Source organism: Streptomyces sp. ALB3 (genome assembly GCF_044385685.1).
Lineage (GTDB): Bacteria > Actinomycetota > Actinomycetes > Streptomycetales > Streptomycetaceae > Streptomyces.
On sequence record NZ_JBISCE010000026.1, the window covers coordinates 384995 to 405734 of the forward strand.

Genomic DNA, 20740 nt, shown 5'->3' on the forward strand with positions numbered 1-20740 from the left:
GCTACCGCTGACACCGGTGACTCCCGTGCTCAGCAGCGCCGGAACACGTGGCCCCTCTCGCCCGCGGGGAGCACATCGAGGTCTCGCAGGACGAGGGAGAGCCTGTCGCCCCAGGCGGAACAGCTCTCCTCGAAGCCCACCTCGCCCTCTCCCTCGTACTCGATCGCGAAGACCCGGTCGTCGTAGGCCTCGGCGTACGCGCCGCATTCGTCGAACTGGGCGCACTCCTCCGTCACCGCGAAGTCGAAGCCGATCGAAGCGTGCCCGGCGAGCAGCTCGGTGGTGTTCTTCTGTCCGATCGCCAGGCCGTCGCTGTGCGCCCGCGCGGCCAGCGTCCGGGCGAACGCCGCGTTGTGGGCGCTCGTCAGTCTGCCCTCGGAACGCTCGAAGGAGTCGAGGTTGTCCGGCTCCACCGCCTGGAAGCCGCTCTCGGCACAGCCGTCGATCCACTCCCCCACGATCTCCGCGAGCTGGGTGCGGCCCGTGGCCGTGGACGTGTCCAGAAGGACCTCGTCCCAGCCCTCGTCGATGATCAGCTCCCCCTCGTCATCACGCAGCAGCAGGCCGGGATGGGTATCCTGCCACCACTCCAGCGCACCTGGCTGCGTCTGGAAGGCGTTGACGTAGCAGACGTTGTACATGCCGCGGGCCGGCTCGTCCTCCCGGTCCCGGGACACCGCCCGCACACCGTCGGACGGCGTGTAGCCCCCGCCGATCTGGTAGTCGAACCCCATTCCGGCCGTCGGCAGGAGCACCTCGGCGGGCTTCGCGCGCTGCTCCGGCCCGGCCTCCGCGGACTCTCCCCCGGCGGCGGAACAGCCCGCCAGAAGGCCCACCGCGAGGGCGTGGGCGATGCCCGTCGCCATGCGGGCCACCACACGCCTGCGGCGGAAGGACAGGGAGCGGGCAGAGCCGGCCACGCGTACTCCAGTTGTCAGGAAGATCCGGTAGGGGTCCACGTATCCTCCGTCACCGCTCCCGAGGCCCTTCCGCCGGGGCCGTGTGCCGGCTGCTGCGCGGCACCGGCCCCGCCCCGCACGCGCCGCTGGTGGCGGGCTCGTGCAGGCGCGCGAGGCGGGACTCCGTCAGCCGCGCGCCGCGTCGGCCGCGCACCCCTTCTCCACCTCGGCGACCCGGGCGAGAAGCTCCTCGCGGCCGATGGCGTCGGTGCGGGTCGCGGGCACCGTGCAGGCGTGGGCGCCGGCCACGGCTCCGTAGAGGGCGCAGCGCCGGGGGTGTTCACCTGTCAGCCGGCCGAGGAGGAAGCCTGAGGCGTAGGCGTCGCCGGCGCCGTTGGAGTCCACCACCGGGGCGGGCGGGGCGACCGCGGGTGTGTGCGTCAGTTCGCCGTCGTACAGCAGGTAGGATCCCTCGGCGCCGGCGGTCGCCGCCACGACGTGGGCCCTGCCCCGTTCGGCGATGTCCCGCATGGTGTGCTCGGGGTCGGCCAGTGCGGTGGTGGACAGGAAGACGATGTCCGCCTGGAGGGCGAAGGCCTCGTGGTAGGGGTCGGCACCGTCCCAGTCGTGGAGATCGGTGGAGATGCTCACCCCGGCCTCGCGGAGCACCGGCAGCGTGAGGGCGCACGGCTGCGTGATGACGACGTGGGCGTGGAGGGTGGCGGTGGCGAGTTCACGGACCGTCGACTCCTCGAACCTGTCGGAGTCGTGCGAGCGTGCGGCGTCGTAGAGCGACAACCGCCGGCCGTCGGGGCCCACGAGGTTGACCGCGCGCTTGGTGCCGCCCGGCAGGGGTACCGCGGTGAGCGGAATTCCCCGGTCCTGGTGGAATCCGCGGACCAGCTCTCCCTCGTGGTCGTCGCCGATCATGTCCAGGTGATGCGTACGCAGGCCGAGGGTGTGCAGCCCGAGCGCGACGAAGTCCCCGCTCTGGCCCGCGCGGGTCTCGATGCCCGGCCGGATCATGTAGCTGTCGGCGAAGGGGAGGGGCAGTTCGGGCACGTGCACGATGGTGTCCACGCCCGCGCCGCCCAGCACGAGGACGTCGGTTCGCTTGCGCATGAGGGTGTCGGAGCCTCTCGGTTCAGGGATGGGTACGCGTCGTCGCTCGGCCCGGTGGCCCGGTCCGTCCAGGACGCGCAGGACGGAGCGTGCTCCGTCCTGCGCGTCGCCGGCCGGTGTGGGCCCGTCTCCCGGGCGGTCAGGCCGCTCGGGCCCCTGTGTGCAGCGCCAGCGCCGCGCGGGCCGGCACCGTGGCCTGGAGGGTGCCGTCGTCGCCCACCGTGACGGTGTCGCCGTCGCAGTCGTCCGGGGACGCCGCGGCGACGTTGCAGTAGGTGCCGCCGGGCAGGGACGTCGTGAAGGATTCGGTCAGGGGGCCGTCCCCGTTGTTGACGGCGACGAAGCCCTTGTCGCCCCTCCCGAAGGCGATCGCGCTGCCACCGTCGTCCCACCAGTCGGTGAGCTCGGCCGGGCCCACCTCGTTGCGGAAGCCGACAAGGCCGGTGATCGCCTGCTGGGCGTGTGTGTCCGTCCAGCCGTCGGCTCCGCTCGGCGGGCCGGCGTCCTTGTCGGACCACTCGTAGCCCGAGTACACGTTCGGCGAACCGTACGGCGAGGCGAGCATGAAGACGTTGGCGAGGGTGTAGGCCGCGCCGTCCTTGTAGGTCAGCGTCGAGCCGTTGCGTTCGGTGTCCCAGTTGTCGACGAACGTGCGGGCGGTGGCGCTGCTCAGCTTGCCGTCGGCGACGGACTTCAGCTGGGCGATGTCCCCGCCCTGGAAGGCGCTCTTGAGATGCGCTCCGTACCGGAACTCGTCCACGTCGCCGATCCCGGTGTACTCCTCGGGCCGCACGGCCTCGCCGCCTCCGTGGATGACCTCCGACACCCAGAAGCCCGGGTCGCGCATCTTCGCCTTGACGGCGGCCAGGTCGTCGGCCGCCATGTGCTTGGCCGCGTCGACACGGAAGCCGTCGACACCGAGGGAGCGCAGGTCGTCGAGGTACGCGGCGATGGTGGACCGCACCTCTTCCCTGCCGGTGTCCAGGTCGGCCAGCCCCACCAGTTCGCAGTTCTGTACGTCGCCGCGGCTGGTGTAGTCCTTGATGGCTGTGCGGCAGGTGTGGAAGTCGGCGTCCTCGAAGTGACCGGGGTAGGCGTACTTCGTGTAGGCCGTCCCGCCCGTACCCGTACCCGACCCGGCGGCCATGTGGTTGACGACCGCGTCGGCGACGACCTTGAGGCCTGCGGTGTGACAGGCCCTGACCATGGCGGCGAACGCGTCCCGGTCCCCCAGGCGGCCCGCGATCCTGTAGCTGACCGGTTGGTAGGAAGTCCACCACTGGTCGCCCTGGATGTGTTCGGTGGCGGGTGACACCTGCACGTAGCCGTAGCCGGCGGGGCCGAGCCGACTGGTGCAGGCGGACGCCACCTCGGCGTACGGCCGCTCGAACATGGTGGCGGTGACGGACTTGTCGCCGGGCGGCGCCGCCTGCGACTGCCAGGGGGCGAGCGTGGCAAGACCGCCGACTGCCATGACTCCGGCCAGTGTTCCGCCGATCAGACGGAATCGGTACTGCATGTGCGGCTCCTTCGACGACAGGGCACGGACGTGCCCTCGAAGGCAGCCACGCGCCAGGCTGCCGTGGGGGGAACGTCCTGGAGCCTGCCGCTCGATCCGTGCAGCCGTCAAGCAGTTCTGCAATTCCTTTCAGATCCTTGCGCAAGGACGGGAGGGGTCTGGGCGGGTCAGGCGGACGCCGACGGCATGAGTGCCGCCGCCGTCCGCAGTGCTGCGGCGTGCCCGGCGAGCTCGGGTTCACCGCCCCGGTCCGCCGGCATGGAGGCCATCAGGGCGAGCCGGTCGCGCCAGCTGTGGCCCGCGAGGGGCACGGCGACGGTGTGCATGCCCCGTACCGACTCGCCGAGACTGTCGGCGCGGCCGAGGGCACGGACACTTTCCAGCTCGGCCAGCAGGGCGGTACGGGAGAGCAGGGTGCGGCCGGTGAGGCCGGGCAGTCGTTCCTCCGGGTACAGGGCGCACACCTGTTCCGTGGCCAGCTGGGCGAGCAGTACCTTGCCGGCCGACGTCGCGTGCGCGGGGTGTGTGCGGCCTGCCTCCAGCACGGTACGCACGGAGTGCGACGACTCCCGTCCGTCCGTGATGATCACCTGATCGCCGATCAGGGCGGCGACGCCGACCGTCTCTCCGGTGGCGGAGGCCGCCGCGTCCAGCACCACCTGCAGGCGCGCCCTGATCTCGGGTCCGTAGCCCGCCGGACGCCCCAGCGTGACCAGTTCGGGCCCTGCGGAGTAACCCCGGCCCGAGGCGTCCCGGGTGGCGAAGCCACGCGACTCGAGGGTGCTGAGCACCCGGTGCGCGGTGGAGCGGGCCACCTCCAGCTCTCTGGCGGCGTCGGTCACCGACAGCGTGTCATGGGTGAGGAAGAGGCTCATGAGGCGCAGTCCGGTGTCCAAAGACTCGATGATGTAGCTCTTGGGGTCGGCCACGGGGTCCTCTCGGTCGTGTCGCGGGGGCCGGGCTGGTGGTGCGGCGCCCCGCCCCCATGATTCCGTTCCGGCTGGACGACGGAGCGACCGCCTTCGCCGACAGGTCTGCTGGCGGTGGCGGGGCGGGCGTCGGAGCGAAGGACGCTGAGCCACTCGGCGCACCTGAGGTGACGCGATCCGGCCTGACCGGCCCGCCCTTGACCGCCGGCGGGTGCGGGGTCCGCATGAGAAACGGCCGGGGCGGGAAGACCCAGTGCAGCAGAGCCCGACGGCGGGCCCGGAAGCGGAGGTCGTCATGCTGTCCCACAGACTTGACCGTGGTGTCCTGGTCCTCACCGTGCAGGAGGATCCGGGCATCGGCGGACGGGCCGAACTGGCTGCCGGGATCACGGCGTTCGTGCGGGCCTACCAGCCGGCTCCGGTCCTCGTGGTCATCGGTGATCCGGCGGCCACCCCCGCGACGGCCAGTGCGGTGCTGCGCGCCCACCGCCAGTGCGAGGAACTGGGCGTACCGATGTCCGTCGCCACCCCCAGCACCCCGGTCCGGCGCCTCCTGGAAGCCAACGCCGCCTCCGGAGGGGCACGGCTCGTCGTCCACCCCCACGTCGACATGGCCATCAGCGCCGCCTACGAGGCAGCGGCCTGAACACCCCGGCCGGCCGGGTAGCGGTCCGCAGGCTACTCAGGCAGGCTTCCGCGCATGGTCTCGACAGTGCAGAACGTGGCGATCGATTGCGGGGACGCCCATGGACTGGCCCGCTTCTGGAGCGAGGTGACCGGGGGCGCACTGGATCCGGGGAGCAGTCCGGGTGACCCGGAAGCACAGGTGACGCCGCCCGAGGGCCCGGTGCTGTACTTCAACCAGGTGCCGGAAGCGAAGACGGCGAAGAACCGTGTCCATCTGTGTCTGCGTCCGGAGACCTCGCGCGAGGAAGAGGTCGGGCGGCTGCTGGCCCTGGGAGCCGTCGTCGTCGCCGATCGCCGGGAAGCCGACGGCTCGGGCTGGACCGTCCTGGCCGACCCCGAGGGCAACGAGTTCTGCGTACTGCGCAGCGAGTCCGACCGCGCCGTGACACCCACCTGACGTTCGGTGTCACCTGGTCACAGCCGTGCGGCGGTGCCTGCGACGCGGCGCCCCGGACTCGCCCACCGCCCACCCCGCAGCGCCGGCGAGACGACCCAACAGCGCTGGCTCATGGGCCAGTTCACGCCAACAGGGCTTTGATTTAGGTTAGCCTAAGCTTAACGTGCCGGAGTGAACATGAGGGTGCGTGCGCGTCAGGAGGGGAATCGCCCGTGGAGTCCCACCGGCCCCCCTCGCACAGCTCTCGAACGGGGTAGGGCAGAGATGAGACCGGCCGACACAGAACACTCCGGCGCCGACCCGGCCACCCGGGCGCCGCACCGGCCGGAGGATCCGCGAGGCCGCACGGTCGTCATCAAGTTCGGTGGCAACGCCATGGTCGACTCGAGCCTGCAGCGGACGTTCGCGCGGGACGTCGTGGAACTGCGGCACGCGGGCCTGCGCCCCGTGGTCGTGCACGGAGGAGGCCCGCAGATCAGCGCCATGCTCAGCCGCCTCGGCCTGGAGACCCGCTTCACGGCGGGCCTGCGGGTCACCACGCCGGAGACCATGACGGTGGTGCGCATGGTGCTGACCGGGCAGGTCCAGCGAGATCTGGTCGGCCACATCAACGCCCACGGGGCCCTCGCGGTGGGCCTGTCCGGCGAGGACGCGCACACGATGACGGCGGTACGGCGGCCCGCGTGGGTGGACGGCCGCCCCGTGGACATCGGCCTCGTCGGGGATGTCGTCGACGTGCGGCCGGGCGTCCTGCGCGCGCACCTGGAACAGGGGCACATCCCGGTCGTCTCTCCGGTGGCGCGCGGTGAGGACGGCCAGGTCTACAACGTGAACGCCGACCTCGCCGCCTCGGCCCTGGCCGTGGCCCTCGACGCCGAGCGTCTCGTGATGCTCACCGACGTGGAAGGGCTGTACTCGGACTGGCCGCACAGCACCGCAGTGGTCCGGCGTGTGACCGCCGACGCACTCCAGCGGCTGCTGCCGGAGCTGGAGAGCGGCATGCGGCCCAAGATGGAGGGCTGCCTGCGGGCCGTCCGCGGCGGTGTGCGCAGCGCGCACGTGCTCGACGGCCGCGTGCCGCACGCCGTTCTGCGCGGCGTCCTCGCCGAGGAGGGCCGCGGCACCACAGTGGTGCCCGACGACGGGCACGACGGCACCAGCACCTCGCGGACGCCAGGCCGGACGGGCGACCGCCGCATCCGGTCGGCCGGTGACCGTGAGGTCCTGGAGGCGGAAGCGCCCGTCGGACTGTGATCACCTGGCACCCCCTCACCCCCTCGCCCCCCTCTGACAAGGAGACACACATGCGCCGGCTGACGGAACAGGCCCGCGCCGCGGCCAGTGGCGAGAACCCCTTCGTCGCCTACGGGCTGCCGGGCCGCCCCGGCACCGCCGAGTTCTGGGCGGCGGCGCGGACGCCCGCGTCGGTGCCCGCCGACGACGGCGGCTGGTCGACCTTGTTCCTCTGGCGCGGGACGCCGGCGCGCATCGGCTTCGAGAGCTGGTCGGGTCCCGTGGCCCTGCTGCGGTGGGGTGACACCGACTGCTGGTACGCCGAGGTGCACATGCCACCCCGGCTGCGGGTGACCTACCAGTTCCTCACGGACGACTCGGCGTACGCCGACCCGTTCAACCCGGTCGGTGCGGGCGGTGACCGGTCCCTCGCCGCGACGCCCGACGCACCGCACCAGCCGCACTGGCCGGCGGTCGGCCCAGCCGATGTCCTGCCGGTGCCACCGGCGCGGATCCGCTGGGCAGGCGAGCGGATCGGCGGACGGCGGACCGTGCGCATCCACCCCGTCGGCGGTGGCGGGCCGGTCGTCCTGTTGCTCGACGGGGACGACTGGCTGTACCTGCACCCGGCCATGAGCGCCTTCGACTCGGCCGTCGCCGCCGGCGAGATGCCCGCCGTCACCCTCGTCTTCCTCCCGTCCAAGGACAGGAAGGCCGAGTTCGGGTGCAGACCCGAACTGTGGGAAGCGGTCCGGGACGAACTGCTGCCCCTCGTCGCCGCGTCCGGGGTGCCGGCCGACCCGGACACGCTGGTGGTCGCCGGACAGAGCCTCGGCGGGCTGAGCGCGATGTACGCGGCACTGGAGTTCCCGGAGCTGGTCTCACGCGTCGCCTGCCAGTCACCGTCGTTCTGGTGGACGCCCGGTGCCGCGGACCGGGCGGATCCCTTGGGCGGTCCGGCCGGTGGCGCCGTCGCCGCCCGCCTGCGCGAGCGACCCGATCTTTCCGGCCTGCGGGTCGCGTTCGACGTGGGGGAACACGAGTCACGCATGCTGCCCCACTGCGAGCCGGTCGAAACTCTCGCCGGACGGGCCGGCGCGACCGTGCGGGTCTCACGGTCCGCGTCGGACCACGACCGGGCCGGGTGGCGGCACGCCCTGCTCAGGGATGTGGCCTGGGCACTCGCCTGACGGACGGCGGGCCGGCCCTCCTGAGGTGCGCGGCCTGCCGTCCGGACCCGGTGGCACGTGCGGGCCGTCAGGTGCCGTGGCGCGCGCCGCGTGAGCGCGTGAGCCACGGCCAGGGACGGGAGCGGGTGGCCCCGAGACGGGTCACCGGGCCACCGCCCTGCAGTAGTCCTCGTCGGACGCGAGGAGGTGACGGTGTGTGTCCTCCGCCGTGACGACACCGTCGTCGAGGACCAGGACACGGTCGGCGGCGTCCAGGAGAGCGGGGCTGCTGGTGAGCACGAGGGTGGTGCGGCCCCTCCGCAGTTTCGCGATGTTCCGCGCGATGAGCTGTTCGGTCACCGCGTCGACCGCTGTCGTGGGATCGTGCAGCACCAGGATGTCGGAGTCGGCGGCGAGGGCGCGGGCCAGGGACAGGCGCTGGCGCTGTCCTCCGGAGAGATTCGCGCCACGGTCGCGGACGCCGTGGTCGAGCCCCTCGCGGTGGAGGGCGACGACGTCCGTGAGGAGCGAGGCCTCCACGGCCTCCGGGACCATCCGGCTGGTACCCGACGGATCGATGTTGGTGCGGAGGCTGCCCGCGAAGATCTCCCCGTCGTACGGGTTCACCAGCATGTGCTCGCGGACGGCTTCCACCGACAGGTCCGTGATCTCGCGCCCCCCGACCCGCACCACCCCCTCGTACGCCCGGGGCGGGACGTTGACGCCCAGGACCGAGGCGAGATCGGCCGCCGCGCGTGGCTGGTAGGCGGCGACCGCCACGAACTCGCCCGCGCGCACGCGGAACGTCACTGCTCGCAGGGCCCCGTGACGGACACCGTCGATCTCGAGGTCTCCGCCTGCGTCCGGACGGCCCTGGCCCGGGGCCGCCGACGGCGGCGCGGAAAGCACCAGAGCCATCCGGTCGGCCGAGGCGCGTGCCATCATCACGTACTTCGGCATCTCCGAGAACATCTTGAGCGGTTCCATGATGAACTGCGCAAGTCCCACGGCCATCACGAGCTCCCCGATCGTGATGTGCCCTCCGTACGCCAGCCAGCCCGCCGTCAGGGTGACGACGGCCGCGAGGACGGCGTTGAGGCCCAGCGCGGCGCCCGCGTACACACCGTTCACCCTGGCGACGGTGACGGCCTGGTGCTTCGCCTCCGTGCTGACTTCCCGGTAGGACAGGAACGCCGCGTGGTTGCCGCCGAAACCGTGCAGCGGGCGCAGGCCCGTGATCAGGTCGGCGACCTTGGCCCCCGCCCGTGCCACCCGCGCCTGCTGCTCACGGGTGCTCGAACCGATGCGCCGGGACATCACACTGAGGACGGACAGGATGGCCACCGTCCCCACGATCACCAGCAGTCCGAGCCGGAGGTCGGCCAGGCCGAGCGCGACCGACGCGACGGCCACCGCGACCAGCGAGCTGATCAGCAGCGGCACCACCTCGACGATGTCGGCGGTCTGGTCGGCGTCCTCGGTGGCGATGGTGAGTATCTCGCCGGACTTCAGGTCGACGTCCCTGGCCACGGGCTGCAGCCCGGCGGCCGCGACGCGCACCCTCCAGTGGTGCGCCTCGGTGGTGTTGGCCTTCTGCAGGACACGCATCCCGAAACGCCACGACAGCGAGACGGTCGTGATGATCACGGCGAGAGCGGCGATCGCCGTCGCGAGCGAGCCGGCGCTCCGGTCCCTCATCGTGTGTTCGACGATGAGGCCGAGCGCGATGGGGAAGGCGGTCTCGCCCGCCTGGTACAGGCCCATGAGGACGGTGCCCCGGACCACGGCGCCCGCGTTGCGGCGCAGTGCGGTCCGGAGGATGTCGGCCCCGGGGCGGGGCCGTCGCACGTCAGGTGTTGTCATCAAGGTGGCGGGCAATCGCTTCCGGGGTTCGAAGGGTGAGCAGGTCACGGATCGTGACCACTGGACCGTACTCCCGGCGGAGCAGCCCGGTCAGCCGCACCGCCAGCATGGAATGCCCGCCCAGGGACACGAAGTCGCTCACCGCGCTCACCTCGTCGTCGTCCAGGTCGAGCGCCTCGGCGAAGAACTCGCAGACGGCTCTCTCGGTCGCGGTCTCCGGGCCGCGCTCGCCGCCTGTGGTGAGCACGCCCAGCGGCTTGGCCTCCGGCAGCGCGCCGGTGTCGGCCTTCCCGTTCACGGTCAGCGGGATCGCGTCGACCTGGGCGTAGTGCGTCGGTCGCAGGAAGTCCGGCAGTCCTCCCCCCACTTCGGCGGCGACCGCCGCCAGTCCGGAGCCGCTCAGCACGAGGTAGGCGGCCAGCCGGTACGTGCCGTCGACCTGGGGGTCGGGCTGGGCGACCGCGGCCACGAACCGCACCGCCGGGTGCGCGGCGAACGCGGCCTCGACCTCGCCCAGTTCGACCCGGTGGCCCCTGATCTTCACCTGCTGGTCCGTGCGGCCGAGGTAGGTGAGGTTCCCGTCGGGACGCCGGGCCACCAGGTCACCGGTCCGGTACATGCGCTCGCCGGGCGCACCGAACGGGCACGCCACGAACCGGTCCGCGGTCCGGGCCGGCTGCCCGAGGTATCCCCGCGCGATGCCGATGCCGGCCACGTACAGCTCTCCGGGCACGCCGTCCGGCAGCGGCCTCAGCCACGGGTCCAGGACGTACACGTCGGTGTTGTCGATCGGCACGCCCACCACCGGGTCCTGGCACTCGAACGTGCCGACGCCGAGTGTGTTGATGGTGTACTCGGTGGGGCCGTACAGGTTGTAACCGGCCGTCCCCTCGGTCTCCGCGAGCCGCTGCCACAGCGTGGGGGTGACGGCCTCCCCGCCGAGCAGCACCAGCGCCGGACGCCGTGCGGGGTCGTCGAGCAGGCCTTCGGCGACCAGTTGCTGAGCGTAGGTCGGGGTCACGTTGATGACGTCGATCCTGTTCTCGGCGCAGTACTCGACCAGCCTGGGAGCGTCACGGCGCAACTCCTCGTCACAGATGTGCACCTCGTGGCCGTCGGCGAGCCACAGCAGTTCCTCCCAGGACATGTCGAACGCGAACGACACGGTGTGCGCGATCCTGAACGTCCGGTGTCCGTGTTCCGCGAGAACCGGCTCGAAGATACGGCGCTGGTGGTTGATCAGCATGTTGGTGAGGCCGGCGTACTCGGTCACCACGCCCTTGGGCTTCCCGGTCGATCCCGAGGTGTAGATCGTGTACGCGGGGTGCCGCAGGCGGTTCGGGGCGTCCCGCGCGAACGTCACGTACGGTTCGGCCCCGGGCAGGGGCCGGTCGAGTTCGATCAGATCGCCGGTCAGCCGGGGTGCCACCGCGCTCACCGTGAGGATCACGTCCGGGCGTGCCGCGACGACGATCGAGGCGATCCGCTCGTCCGGGTGGTCCAGCTCCAGCGGTACGTACGCGGCTCCGGTCCGCAGCACGGCGAACAGCGCCACGATGGAGTCGAGGGAGCGGGGGAGCGCGAGGCCGACCGTCTTCTCCGGGCCGATGGCACGTCGGGCCAGTACGCCGGCCACGTCGCGGCTGCGGTCGCGGAGCTGCGCGAAGGTCATGACCGAACCGTGGGCGACGAGGGCGACCCGCTGCGGGTCCCGGTCAGCCGCCCGGTCGAACCGGTCGACGACCGTGTCCGTGCCGATGTCCGTGCGCACGGAGGTCCCGGGTTCGGGGCCGAGGCCGCCGAGCGCGCCGACGGGGCCGGTCGTCCGGGCCAGGTCCTCGAGCACGCGCAGGTAGTCGTCGACGAGACGGCGGGCTCCGCGGTGGTCGTCGTCGCGGTGCTCCAGCTTGACCGTGAGCTGGTCACCGGGTGTGACGACCCAGGTGAACGGGTAGTGCGTCGAGTCGTCGGCCCGCACCGCCGTGATGCCGTGCCTGGCGTTCATCTCGGCGAACGCGTCCATGTCCAGGAAGTTCTGGAGCACGAACAGGTTGTCGAACAGGCTCCCGTGTCCACTCGCCCGCTGGATCTCACCGAGCCCCAGGTGCTCGTGCTCCATCGCCTCGACTCTGGCCTCCTGGACGGCGGCGAGGTACTCCTGGACCGTGTCGCCCGGCCGGGCCCGCGTCCACATGGGCACGGTGTTGAGGAGCACCCCCACGATGCCGGACAGCCCCTCGCCCTCCCGGCCGGAGACGGTCACGCCGAACACGGCGTCGCTGCGGCCCGTGCGGGCGCCCAGCAGGAGGCCGAAGGCGCCGGTCAGCACCGTGTTCAACGTGACGCCGTGCGCCTTCGCCGCCTCCCTCAGCAGGTCCGACTGTTCGACGGACAGCGTGTGCACGAGTGCCTGGGGCCGGCCGTCCGCGAATGTGGGCTCCGGGCCGGCGAGAAGCGTCGGACCGGTGAGACCTGCCAGGTGGTCCGCCCAGAAGCGCTCGGACACCGCGGTGTCCCTGGCGTCGAGGGCCCGTGCGTGGTCCTCGAAGCTCGGTGCCGCCGGGGCCGCGTCCGGAACGTCGCCCGCCAGTACTGCCCGGTAGGCCTCGAACAGGTCCCGCAGGAGGATCTCGCGGGACCAGCCGTCCCACAGCAGCAGGTGGTAACTCAGCAGCAGGCCGTCGCGCCCGCCCGGCAGACGTACGACGGTCATCCGGAGCAGCGGCGGCTCTGCCGGGTCGAACCCCGTGTCGCGGTCCCGGGCACGCAGGGCTTCGACCTCGGTGTCCGTCGCCAACTCGACCGTACGGACGTCTACACGCCGTCCAGGTGCGAGGACCTGCACGGGATTGCCGTCGTCGTCGGTGGTGAAGCCGGCGCCCACGACCGGGTGCCTGGTGATGACGCACTCCATCGCCCGGGCCAGTGCGTCGGGGTCGAGCCGCCGGTCGAAGGCGAAGTAGCTCTGTGCGACGTAGTGTCCGGCCGGACCGGTCATCTGGGCCTGGAAGAACAGGCCCCGTTGCAGCGGGGTCACGGGTGCCGTGCGCTCGGCTGTGGCGGAGGCGTCCGCGACGCGTTCGAGTGCCCGCCGCCAGTGAGCGGTCACCTCGTCGGGGATGCCGTCGGCGAGCGTGAAGGCCGCGTGCAGGCTTCCGGTGGCCGCGTCGGTCCACGCGTTGACCTCGACGGCGTACGGGCTGCTGCGGTGCCCGTCGGTGATGTGCACCGCCTGCGACTCGCTTCCCCTGCCGAGGTAGTTGAACAACACCTGTGGGCGGGCCGTCAGCAGCGGCGCCGTCTGCGGGTCGAGGTACCTGAGCCGGCCGTACGCGACGTGCCCGTGCTCGTCGGGCTGGCGTTCGGCGACCTCGCGGGCCGCTGCGACGGGGTCGGTGTGCGCGGTGAGCCGCACCGGGGCTATGGAGGTGAACCAGCCGACCGTGCGGGTGTAGTCGTGGTGTTCCAGCGCCGGCACCCGGCCGTGCCGTTCCAGCTCGACGGCGAGATCGCCGGGCGAGGGCTGGACGTGTGTCAGCGCGACCCTGAGCGCGCCGCACAGGAGTTCCGTCGGACCGATGCCGAGTGCTGCGGGCGCGGTACGCGTCACCCGGACGCTCACCTCCGGTGCGAGCACGACCGTGGTCGCGCGCAGACGTCCGACCGCGGGCAGCAGCGGTGGCGCCTGGAGGGTGTCGATCCAGTGGCCCAGGTCGTCGGTCGCCTGGCCGGGCCGGGAACCGAGGGCGTCCGCGTACTCGGCGTAGGAGGTGGTCGGCGGCGGCAGTGCCGCCCCGCTCAGTGCGGTGGCCAGGTCCTCCAGCAGGATCAGCCAGGACACGGAGTCGACGGCGAGGTGGTGCACCGTGACGACGAGGGTGTGGGCCGGGGCCAGCCACGTGAACGCGATTACGTCGCCGGTTTCCGGATCGAGGCGGCCGGCCGCCTCGTCCGCCGCGGCCGTCGCGTCGGTGGTGTCCGTCCGGAGCACGTGGACGTTCCGGAGCGGCTCGGTGCGCAGAGCCCAGACGCCGTGGTCGACGCGCAGGCGCAGCCGGAGGACCGGGTGCGCGGCCACGAGGGTGTTCGCAGCGCGCACGACGTCGGTGTACGCGGTTCCCTCGGCCGCGACCAGCGTCCTGGCCTGGGCGAACCGGGCGAGCGGGCCGCCCAGTTCCCGCTGGCGCAGGATGATGGGCGTGGGCGCCAGCGGGCCGTCCCCACGGGGGGCCGGGTCGGGCGCGGCGGCCCGCGGTGTCCGTGAGGCGAGTTGTCCGGCGAGCGCACGCGGTGTCCTGAACAGGAACACGTCCCGTGGCGCGACCGAGAGGCCGAGCGCCCGGGCCCGGTTGATCACCGTGATGGCGACGATGCTGTCGCCCCCGGCCCGGAAGAAGTCGGTGTCACCGTCCACGGGCCCGGAGCCGGGCAGTGTCTCCGCGAAGATGCCGGTCAGGGCGTCGAGCGCGGAGCCACCGAAGGTGCCGGGGACCTCGGCTGCGGAGTCGCTCGCGGGGTCCGGGGCTTCGGCCCTGGCGGCGCGCTCGGTCAGTGCCTTGCGGTCCAGCTTGCCGTTGACCGTCAGCGGCAGCGCCTCCGCCAGGAGGACCCGGCCCGGAACCATGTGCGGGGGCAGCTTCGCGGACAGGCGCTCGGTGAGGTCGCCCGGCACCCTGCCCACGAGGTGCGCGACCAGGTGGTCACCGCTGCCGGCGACGGTGACGGCCACGTCGGTCACCCCGTCGAGTTCCCTGATCGCGGACTCCACCTCGGCGGGCTCGATGCGGAACCCCTTGAGCTGCACCTGGTCGTCGGCGCGGCCGGCGAACTGCAGCTCGCCGTCGAGGGTGCGGCGGGCGAGGTCGCCCGTGTGGTACATGCGCGATCCGTCGCCTGCGAACGGGTCCGCCACGAACCGGCCCGCGGTGAGACCGGGCCGTCCCAGGTAGCCGAGCGACACCTGGTCACCGGCGACGTAGATGGCGCCCACCCGGCCCGGCGGCACGGGCGCGAGCCGCTCGTCGAGCAGGTAGGTCGTGAGTCCGGGGATCGGACCGCCCACGGGGCTGACGTCGTGGCCGAAGTCCTCGTCGGTGAGTACCCGGTGGGTGACGTGGACCGTGGTCTCGGTGATGCCGTACATGTTGACCAGCTCGGGCGAGGCGGTGCCGTGCCGCTCCACCCAGGTACGCAGTCGTGCGGGGTCCAGCGTCTCGCCGCCGAGGATGACGCGCCGCAGCGCGGGGAGGGGCCGGCCGTCCTGCCGGTCGGCCTCGATGAACCGGTAGAAGGCGGAGGGGGTCTGGTTGAGCACGGTGACTCCGCGCTCGCGGACCAGCCGGTGGAAGTCGACCGGGGAGCGGGTCAGCGCGTACTCCGGCACCAGCAGCTCGCCTCCGTGCGCGAGCGCGCCCCACAGCTCCCAGACCGCGAAGTCGAAGGAGTAGGAGTGGAACTGGACCCACACGTCGTGGGGTCCGAATCCCATGCCGGGCCGGGTGTTCGCGAGCAGCGTCACGACGGCGGAGTGCGGGACCACCACGCCCTTGGGCCTGCCGGTCGATCCGGACGTGTAGATCACGTACGCCGGGTCGTGCCATCCGGCCCGCGCGGCGGCAGCCGCCGGCTGTCCGGCCGGGGGCTTGTCGTCCCCCAGCGCGAGCACGCGGGCCGGCACCCCTGCCCGGCTCAGCAGCCGCGTGAAGCGCTCCCGCTCGTCACGGTCCACGAGGACGACCTGCGGAGCGGCGTCGGTGAGGACGTACTCCAGCCGTTCGTCCGGGTAGGCGAGGTCGAGGGGTACGTACGCGCCGCCCGCGCTGACGACCGCGACCAGTGCGACGACCTGCTGCACGGACCGTGGGACGGCGACGGCGACGCGTGTGCCCGGACCGACGCCCGCCGCGCGCAGGGCCGAGGCCAGCTCCTCCTTCGCGACCGCCAGTTCCCCGTACGTCAGGGACCTGGTGCCGCCGTCGAGTGCGCAGTGGGTGACGGCGGGGGCCTCGGGGGCGCGGTGAGCCGCCGCGTCGAACAGTCCGCCCAGGGTCGTCGGCTCGATCCGCGCGGGGCGCCGGGCGTCCTCGGACGTCAGGTCGCGCACGGGGGCGTCCGGCCGGGTGAGCAGGCCGGTGAGGATCCGGGTGAACGTGCTGAGGACCGCTCTGGCGCCCGCCCCGCGCAGCAGTTCGCCGTCGTGGATCAGGGTGAAGCGGGGGCGGCCCGCGGGTGTGCGCTCGACCACCAGGGTCAGCGGGTAGTGGGGGGCGCCCTCGTTCACGATGCCGGTGATGACCACGTCGTGGCCGGGGCGCGCCAGGGCGCCCACGTCGGTCGCGACGTCGAAGACCACCAAGGTGTCGAACAGGGCGCCGCCGCCGGCCTGGCGGCCGATCCTCGCCAGGGAGACGTGCTGGTGCGCCAGCACCGCGCTCCGGTGGTCCCGCACGGAGGCGAGCAGGTCGCGGGCCGTCGTGCCTTCGGTCCAGCGGGCGCGCAGGGGGATCGTGTTGATGAACAGGCCCACCATGTCCTCGATGCCGGGCACATCCGCGTCGCGACCGGACACCGTGGAGCCGAACACGACGTCCGTGCTGCCCAGGATGCCGCCGAGTGCCAGCGCCCAGGCGCTGTGCACCGCCACGCTGAGCGGTACGCCCGCGGCCCGGACGGCCGCGTCGATGTCCTCATCGGGCTCGACGGCGGTGTCCGTGAAGCGGTCGGACGGGATGTGGCCCTCGGCGACCAGGGAGGGGCCCGGAAGGCCGGCGAGCTGCTCGCGCCAGACCCGGTCGCTCGCGGCGTCGTCGAGTCCGGCGAGGCGGCGTACGTAGTCGGGGAAGCCGCCGAGCTCGTACAGGGTGCCCGGCGCGTGGTACTCGTCCAGCAGGGCGCGGAGCATCGGGGGCACCGACCAGCCGTCGGCGATGATGTGGTGCACGGTCTGCACCAGGACGCTCCTGCCGGATCCCGCGCGGATGAGGGTGTAGCGCATCAGAGGACCCGTGGCCAGGTCGAACCCGGCCCGGCGGTCCCGCTCGGCGTGGTCGCGGATCTCGGTCCCGGTGATGCCGGGGCGGTCCAGGGTGGTGAAGGGCACCCGGACCCCGTTCTCCAGCACGGAGACGACCCGGCCGTCGGCGAGGGCGACGAACCGCGCCGCCAGGTTCGGGTACAGCGTGAGCAGCCGGGTCGCCGCGGCGGCCAGCCGGGCGGGGTCCACCTCGCCTTCCAGCGTGAGCAGTTGCTGCTCGACGTAGCTGCCCGCCGAGTCGTCGTCGAAGACCGAGTGGAAGTAGAGGCCCTCCTGCAACGGGGTCAGCGGAAGGATGTCCCGCAGCGCCGGGCCGTCCAAGGCGTCGACGTCGGTCTGCGTGAGCGGCACCAGGGGGAAGTCGCCGGGCGAGTGGCCACCCTGGTCGAGTGCGGCCAGCCCGGTGAGGGCTTGGCGCAGGTACGCGCCGATGGCCGTGATGTCGTCGTCGGTGAACATCCCGTCGGGCCACGAGAGGGTGGTGACCAGCTCGTGTCCCCCGCCTGGGGACGGTTCGGCGATCGCGTTGAATTCCAGGGCGCGCGGCAGGCGCATCCGCGGGTCGCGCCTCTCCCCCAGTTGTCCGGCCGGGCCGGCCAGCTGCCAGTCCTCCGACGTGCCCGAGTCGAAACGGCCCAGGTAGTTGAAGAGCACCTGCGGGGCCGGCCCGTCCAGCCCGGTGTCCGTCAGGTACCGCAGGACACCGTGGGACAGCCCGTTGCGCGGCACCCGGGCGAGATCGTCCTTGACCGCCTTGAGCGCGGCGGCCAGGTAGGAGGGATCAGTGGGATCCGCCGCCGCGCCGGGGTCCACGACCACCGGGTACAGAGTGGTGAACCACCCGACGGTCCGGGAGAGTTCGGGTTCGAAACCAGCCGCCTCCGCCACGAACCGTCCTTCGCGGCCGTGCCCCTCGAGCTCGATGTGCGCGTAGGTCTGGTGCTGCCCCAGGTCGCGGCGCCACCGGGCGAGGGTGACGGCGAGCGCGGTCAGCAGCACGTCGTTGACACCGGCGTGGAACCTGCCGGGGATCTCGCCCAGCAGTGCGGCCGTGACCTCGGGGCCCACCGCGACGGTCCGGGTCCGTTCCCGGGCGACGGTGTCGTCCTCACACAGCGCACGTCTGCCCACCGGTTCGTCCACGGCCGGCAGGGGACGCCGGTAGGCCTCGCGGTCCTGCTCGAAGTCCGCGTCCCGCAGCGCCAGTGTCCAGCGTCGGAACGAGGTGCCCACGGAAGGCAGCTCGACCGGCACTCCGGCCGACAACTGCCGCCAGGCGGTGGCCATGTCCTCCATGAGGATCCGCCAGGACACGCCGTCCACGACCACGTGGTGGACGACCACGACCAGCTGCCGTGCCTCGCGTCGCCAGACCGCGCGCAGCATGGCACCGCGGTCCGGGTCGAGCCCCGCGGTGGCGAGGGCGACACAGTCGTCGAGCGGCAGATCGCTCTCCTGCCATACCGCGTCCGCGCCGCCCGCCTCCGGGATGTCGAAACCCCAGCGGCCGTCACGCACGAGGACGGCCCGCAACATGTCGTGCCGCGTGGTCAGAGCCGCGAGAACCGTGTCGAGGGAGCCGGGGGTCAGGCCGGCGGGGGTGTTCAGCACCACCGACTGCACGAACCCGTCGATCGCGTCCGTCGTCGCGCCGAGCCACTGCACGATCGGCGAGCCGACGACGGTGCCGGTCGCCACGTCGCCGTGTTCCGGCGTGGCGACGTCCTCCCGGCTCAGGACAGCCGCCAGGGCTCCCACGACGCTGTGGGTGAAGATCTGTTGCGCGGTGGCGTAGAGCCCGGCGCCGCGCAGCGTGCTCAGGAGCGAGATGGCGAGGATGCTGTCGCCGCCGAGCCTGAAGAAGTCCTGGTCGACGCCGACTTCGCGCAGCCCCAGCACGGTGGCGACCGCCGCGCACACCGCGCGCTCGTTCTCCGTGGCGGCCGGGACGAGCGGGCCTGACCCGGTTCCCGGCTCGGGGAGTGCTCCACGGTCGAGCTTGCCGTTCGCGGTGAGCGGGAACTCCTTCAGTACGACGATGTGGGCGGGCACCATGTACTCCACCATGTGCTCGGCGGCCCACGCCTTGACCTCGTCGCCGCGCAGCTCCTCGCCGGGAAGCGCCGGGATCACGTAACCGACCAGGTAGGTGCCGCCCGCCGTGTTCTTCTTCGCGACGACGCAGGTGTGCCGTACCGAGGGGTGCTCCGCGAGGCCCGTCTCGACGTCCTCGAGCTCCAGCCGCATGCCGCGGATCTTGACCTGGTTGTCGGCACGGCCGAGGAAGTCCAGCGAGCCGTCCGGGGCGAACCGCGCGAGGTCGCCGGTCCGGTACAGCCGGGAACCGTCCCCGGCGAAGGGGTTCGCCACGAACCGGGACGCCGTCAGGCCGGGTGCGTTGACGTACCCGCGCCCCAGGAGGAACCCGCCCACGTACAGCTCGCCGCCGACGCCGACCGGGACCGGGCGCAGTTCTTCGTCGAGCACGTACAGCTGGGTGTTGGGGTTGGCCTTGCCGATCGACGTCGACAGGCGTTCCGCCGCGCCTCGGTAGACGACGTGCGAGACCCCGATCGTGGTCTCGGCCGGACCGTAGCCGTGGTACATGGGGATGTCGAGCCGGGTGCGGAAACGCTCGTACAGTTCCGGGGTCAGTACCTCGCCGCCGCACCACACGTGCCGCAGGCTGTCCAGTCGCCCGGAGTCGCCCGCCATGTCCAGGAGGACGTCCAGCATGGACGACACCAGGTAGGTGAAGGTGACCCGCTGTTCGGACAGCACGCTCAGCAGGTGGTGGGGGTCGCGTTCGCCCCCGGGCCGCAGGACCACCAGCCTGCCGCCGCGCACCAGGGGCAGGAATATCTCGTTGACGGAGATGTCGAAGGACAGGGGGGCCTTGAACAGCGAGACGTCGTCGTGACCGAAGCCGAGTATCTCCTCGGACTGCCACAGCAGGCGCTCGCTGATCGCTTCGTGGCGGATCATGGCGCCCTTGGGCCGGCCCGTCGAACCGGACGTGAAAATCACGTAGGCCAGGGCGGCACCGGGAACGGCGGCCTCGCTCCCCCCGGCCGGGCAGGAGGCGTATCGCCAGGCCCCGAGGTCGACGGCCACGCCTTCGGGTTCGCCCTCCGGCTGCTCCCCGGAAGCGTTGAGCTGCAACACGACCCGGGCGTCCTCGATGACGGCGGCTCGGCGCGCGGCCGGCCACCGCGGGTCGAGCGGAACGAACGCTCCCCCGGCCTGGAGCACGGCGAGCAGCCCGATCACCATGTCGGCCGAGCGGTCCAGCGAGATGCCGACGACCTGCTCGGCGGTGATCCCGCGTCCGGTCAGGTGGTGGGCCAGCTGACTCGCGCGTTCCGCTGCCTCACGGTAGGTCAGTGACCGGTGCTCGTCGACGATCGCGACGGCGTCCGGCCTGGTCCGGGCCTGCTCGCGGAACATCTGCACGACCGTGGGCCGGACGCGGTCGGCCTCGGTGTCGTTCCACTCGGTCAGCGCTCTGATCCTCGCCGCGGCCCCGACGGGGCCGATGGTGCCGAGGGGCCGGTCCGGGAAGTCGGCGAGGTCGTCCAAGGCCAGCTGGGCCTGGGCCGGGAGGACGCCTTCGGGGACCAGGATGGTCCGGCCGTCGGCGCCGACCCCCCATCCGGCGGTCACCGGACCACCGTTGCCGACCCATCGGAGGACGTCGGCGAACAGGGTGCCGGAGGTGAGGTCGATACCGTCGGGACTGTGACCGGTCGCCCAGTAGGACAGCCCGACGGCGCACGCCCCGGCGATGGTCCTGTCGTCGTAGTCACCGGTGCGCCGGCGTATGCCGTCCAGGTCCGTGGGAGAGAGCAGCACGGAACGAGCAGTGGGATCCGTCATCGATGACTCATCG

General features: G+C 72.3%; 10 protein-coding genes. 4 read left to right on the top strand and 6 right to left on the bottom strand.

Going from position 1 to position 20740, the window contains the following annotated elements; translation table 11 throughout:
* Positions 1–29: 29 nt before the first annotated feature.
* The 4 genes from ACHFIV_RS13765 to ACHFIV_RS13780 all read right to left on the bottom strand — a co-directional run bounded on the left by ACHFIV_RS13765 (position 30) and on the right by ACHFIV_RS13780 (position 4469).
* On the bottom strand, positions 30–920 hold the full coding sequence (locus ACHFIV_RS13765) for an endo alpha-1,4 polygalactosaminidase (RefSeq protein ID WP_398967521.1): 891 nt from the start codon (positions 918–920) through the stop codon (positions 30–32).
* Positions 921–1085: 165 nt separating this feature from the next.
* Complete coding sequence (locus ACHFIV_RS13770) at positions 1086–2021, bottom strand: adenosine kinase (RefSeq protein ID WP_398967523.1); 936 nt, start codon at positions 2019–2021, stop codon at positions 1086–1088.
* Positions 2022–2160: 139 nt separating this feature from the next.
* Positions 2161–3540 carry an alpha-amylase family protein gene (locus tag ACHFIV_RS13775; protein ID WP_398967525.1) on the bottom strand — a complete coding sequence of 460 codons (1380 nt, stop codon included), beginning with the start codon at positions 3538–3540 and terminating at the stop codon, positions 2161–2163.
* 167 nt (positions 3541–3707) lie between these two features.
* The gene (locus tag ACHFIV_RS13780; protein ID WP_398967528.1) at positions 3708–4469 is read right to left on the bottom strand and encodes an IclR family transcriptional regulator; all 762 of its coding nucleotides are present in this window, start codon (positions 4467–4469) and stop codon (positions 3708–3710) included.
* A gap of 295 nt (positions 4470–4764) precedes the next feature.
* On the opposite strand from ACHFIV_RS13780, the gene ACHFIV_RS13785 reads away from it, so the two are divergent.
* From ACHFIV_RS13785 to ACHFIV_RS13800, 4 genes are all read left to right on the top strand, one after another.
* The gene (locus tag ACHFIV_RS13785; protein ID WP_398967530.1) at positions 4765–5115 is read left to right on the top strand and encodes a hypothetical protein; all 351 of its coding nucleotides are present in this window, start codon (positions 4765–4767) and stop codon (positions 5113–5115) included.
* Positions 5116–5169: 54 nt separating this feature from the next.
* Complete coding sequence (locus ACHFIV_RS13790; RefSeq protein ID WP_398967532.1) at positions 5170–5553, top strand: VOC family protein; 384 nt, start codon at positions 5170–5172, stop codon at positions 5551–5553.
* 375 nt (positions 5554–5928) lie between these two features.
* The gene (argB, locus tag ACHFIV_RS13795; RefSeq protein WP_398968209.1) at positions 5929–6807 is read left to right on the top strand and encodes an acetylglutamate kinase; all 879 of its coding nucleotides are present in this window, start codon (positions 5929–5931) and stop codon (positions 6805–6807) included.
* 50 nt (positions 6808–6857) lie between these two features.
* Positions 6858–7976, top strand: coding sequence for an alpha/beta hydrolase-fold protein (locus tag ACHFIV_RS13800; protein WP_398967534.1), 1119 nt, complete (start codon positions 6858–6860; stop codon positions 7974–7976).
* Between the two features lie 141 nt (positions 7977–8117).
* Here the strand turns inward: ACHFIV_RS13800 and ACHFIV_RS13805 are convergent, their stop codons facing one another.
* A complete protein-coding gene (locus ACHFIV_RS13805) occupies positions 8118–9818 on the bottom strand; it encodes an ABC transporter ATP-binding protein (RefSeq protein WP_398967537.1) in 1701 nt (566 codons plus the stop codon).
* A complete protein-coding gene (locus ACHFIV_RS13810) occupies positions 9805–20727 on the bottom strand; it encodes an amino acid adenylation domain-containing protein (RefSeq protein ID WP_398967540.1) in 10923 nt (3640 codons plus the stop codon). The genes ACHFIV_RS13805 and ACHFIV_RS13810 overlap by 14 nt, the downstream gene beginning before the upstream one ends.
* Positions 20728–20740: the final 13 nt, after the last annotated feature.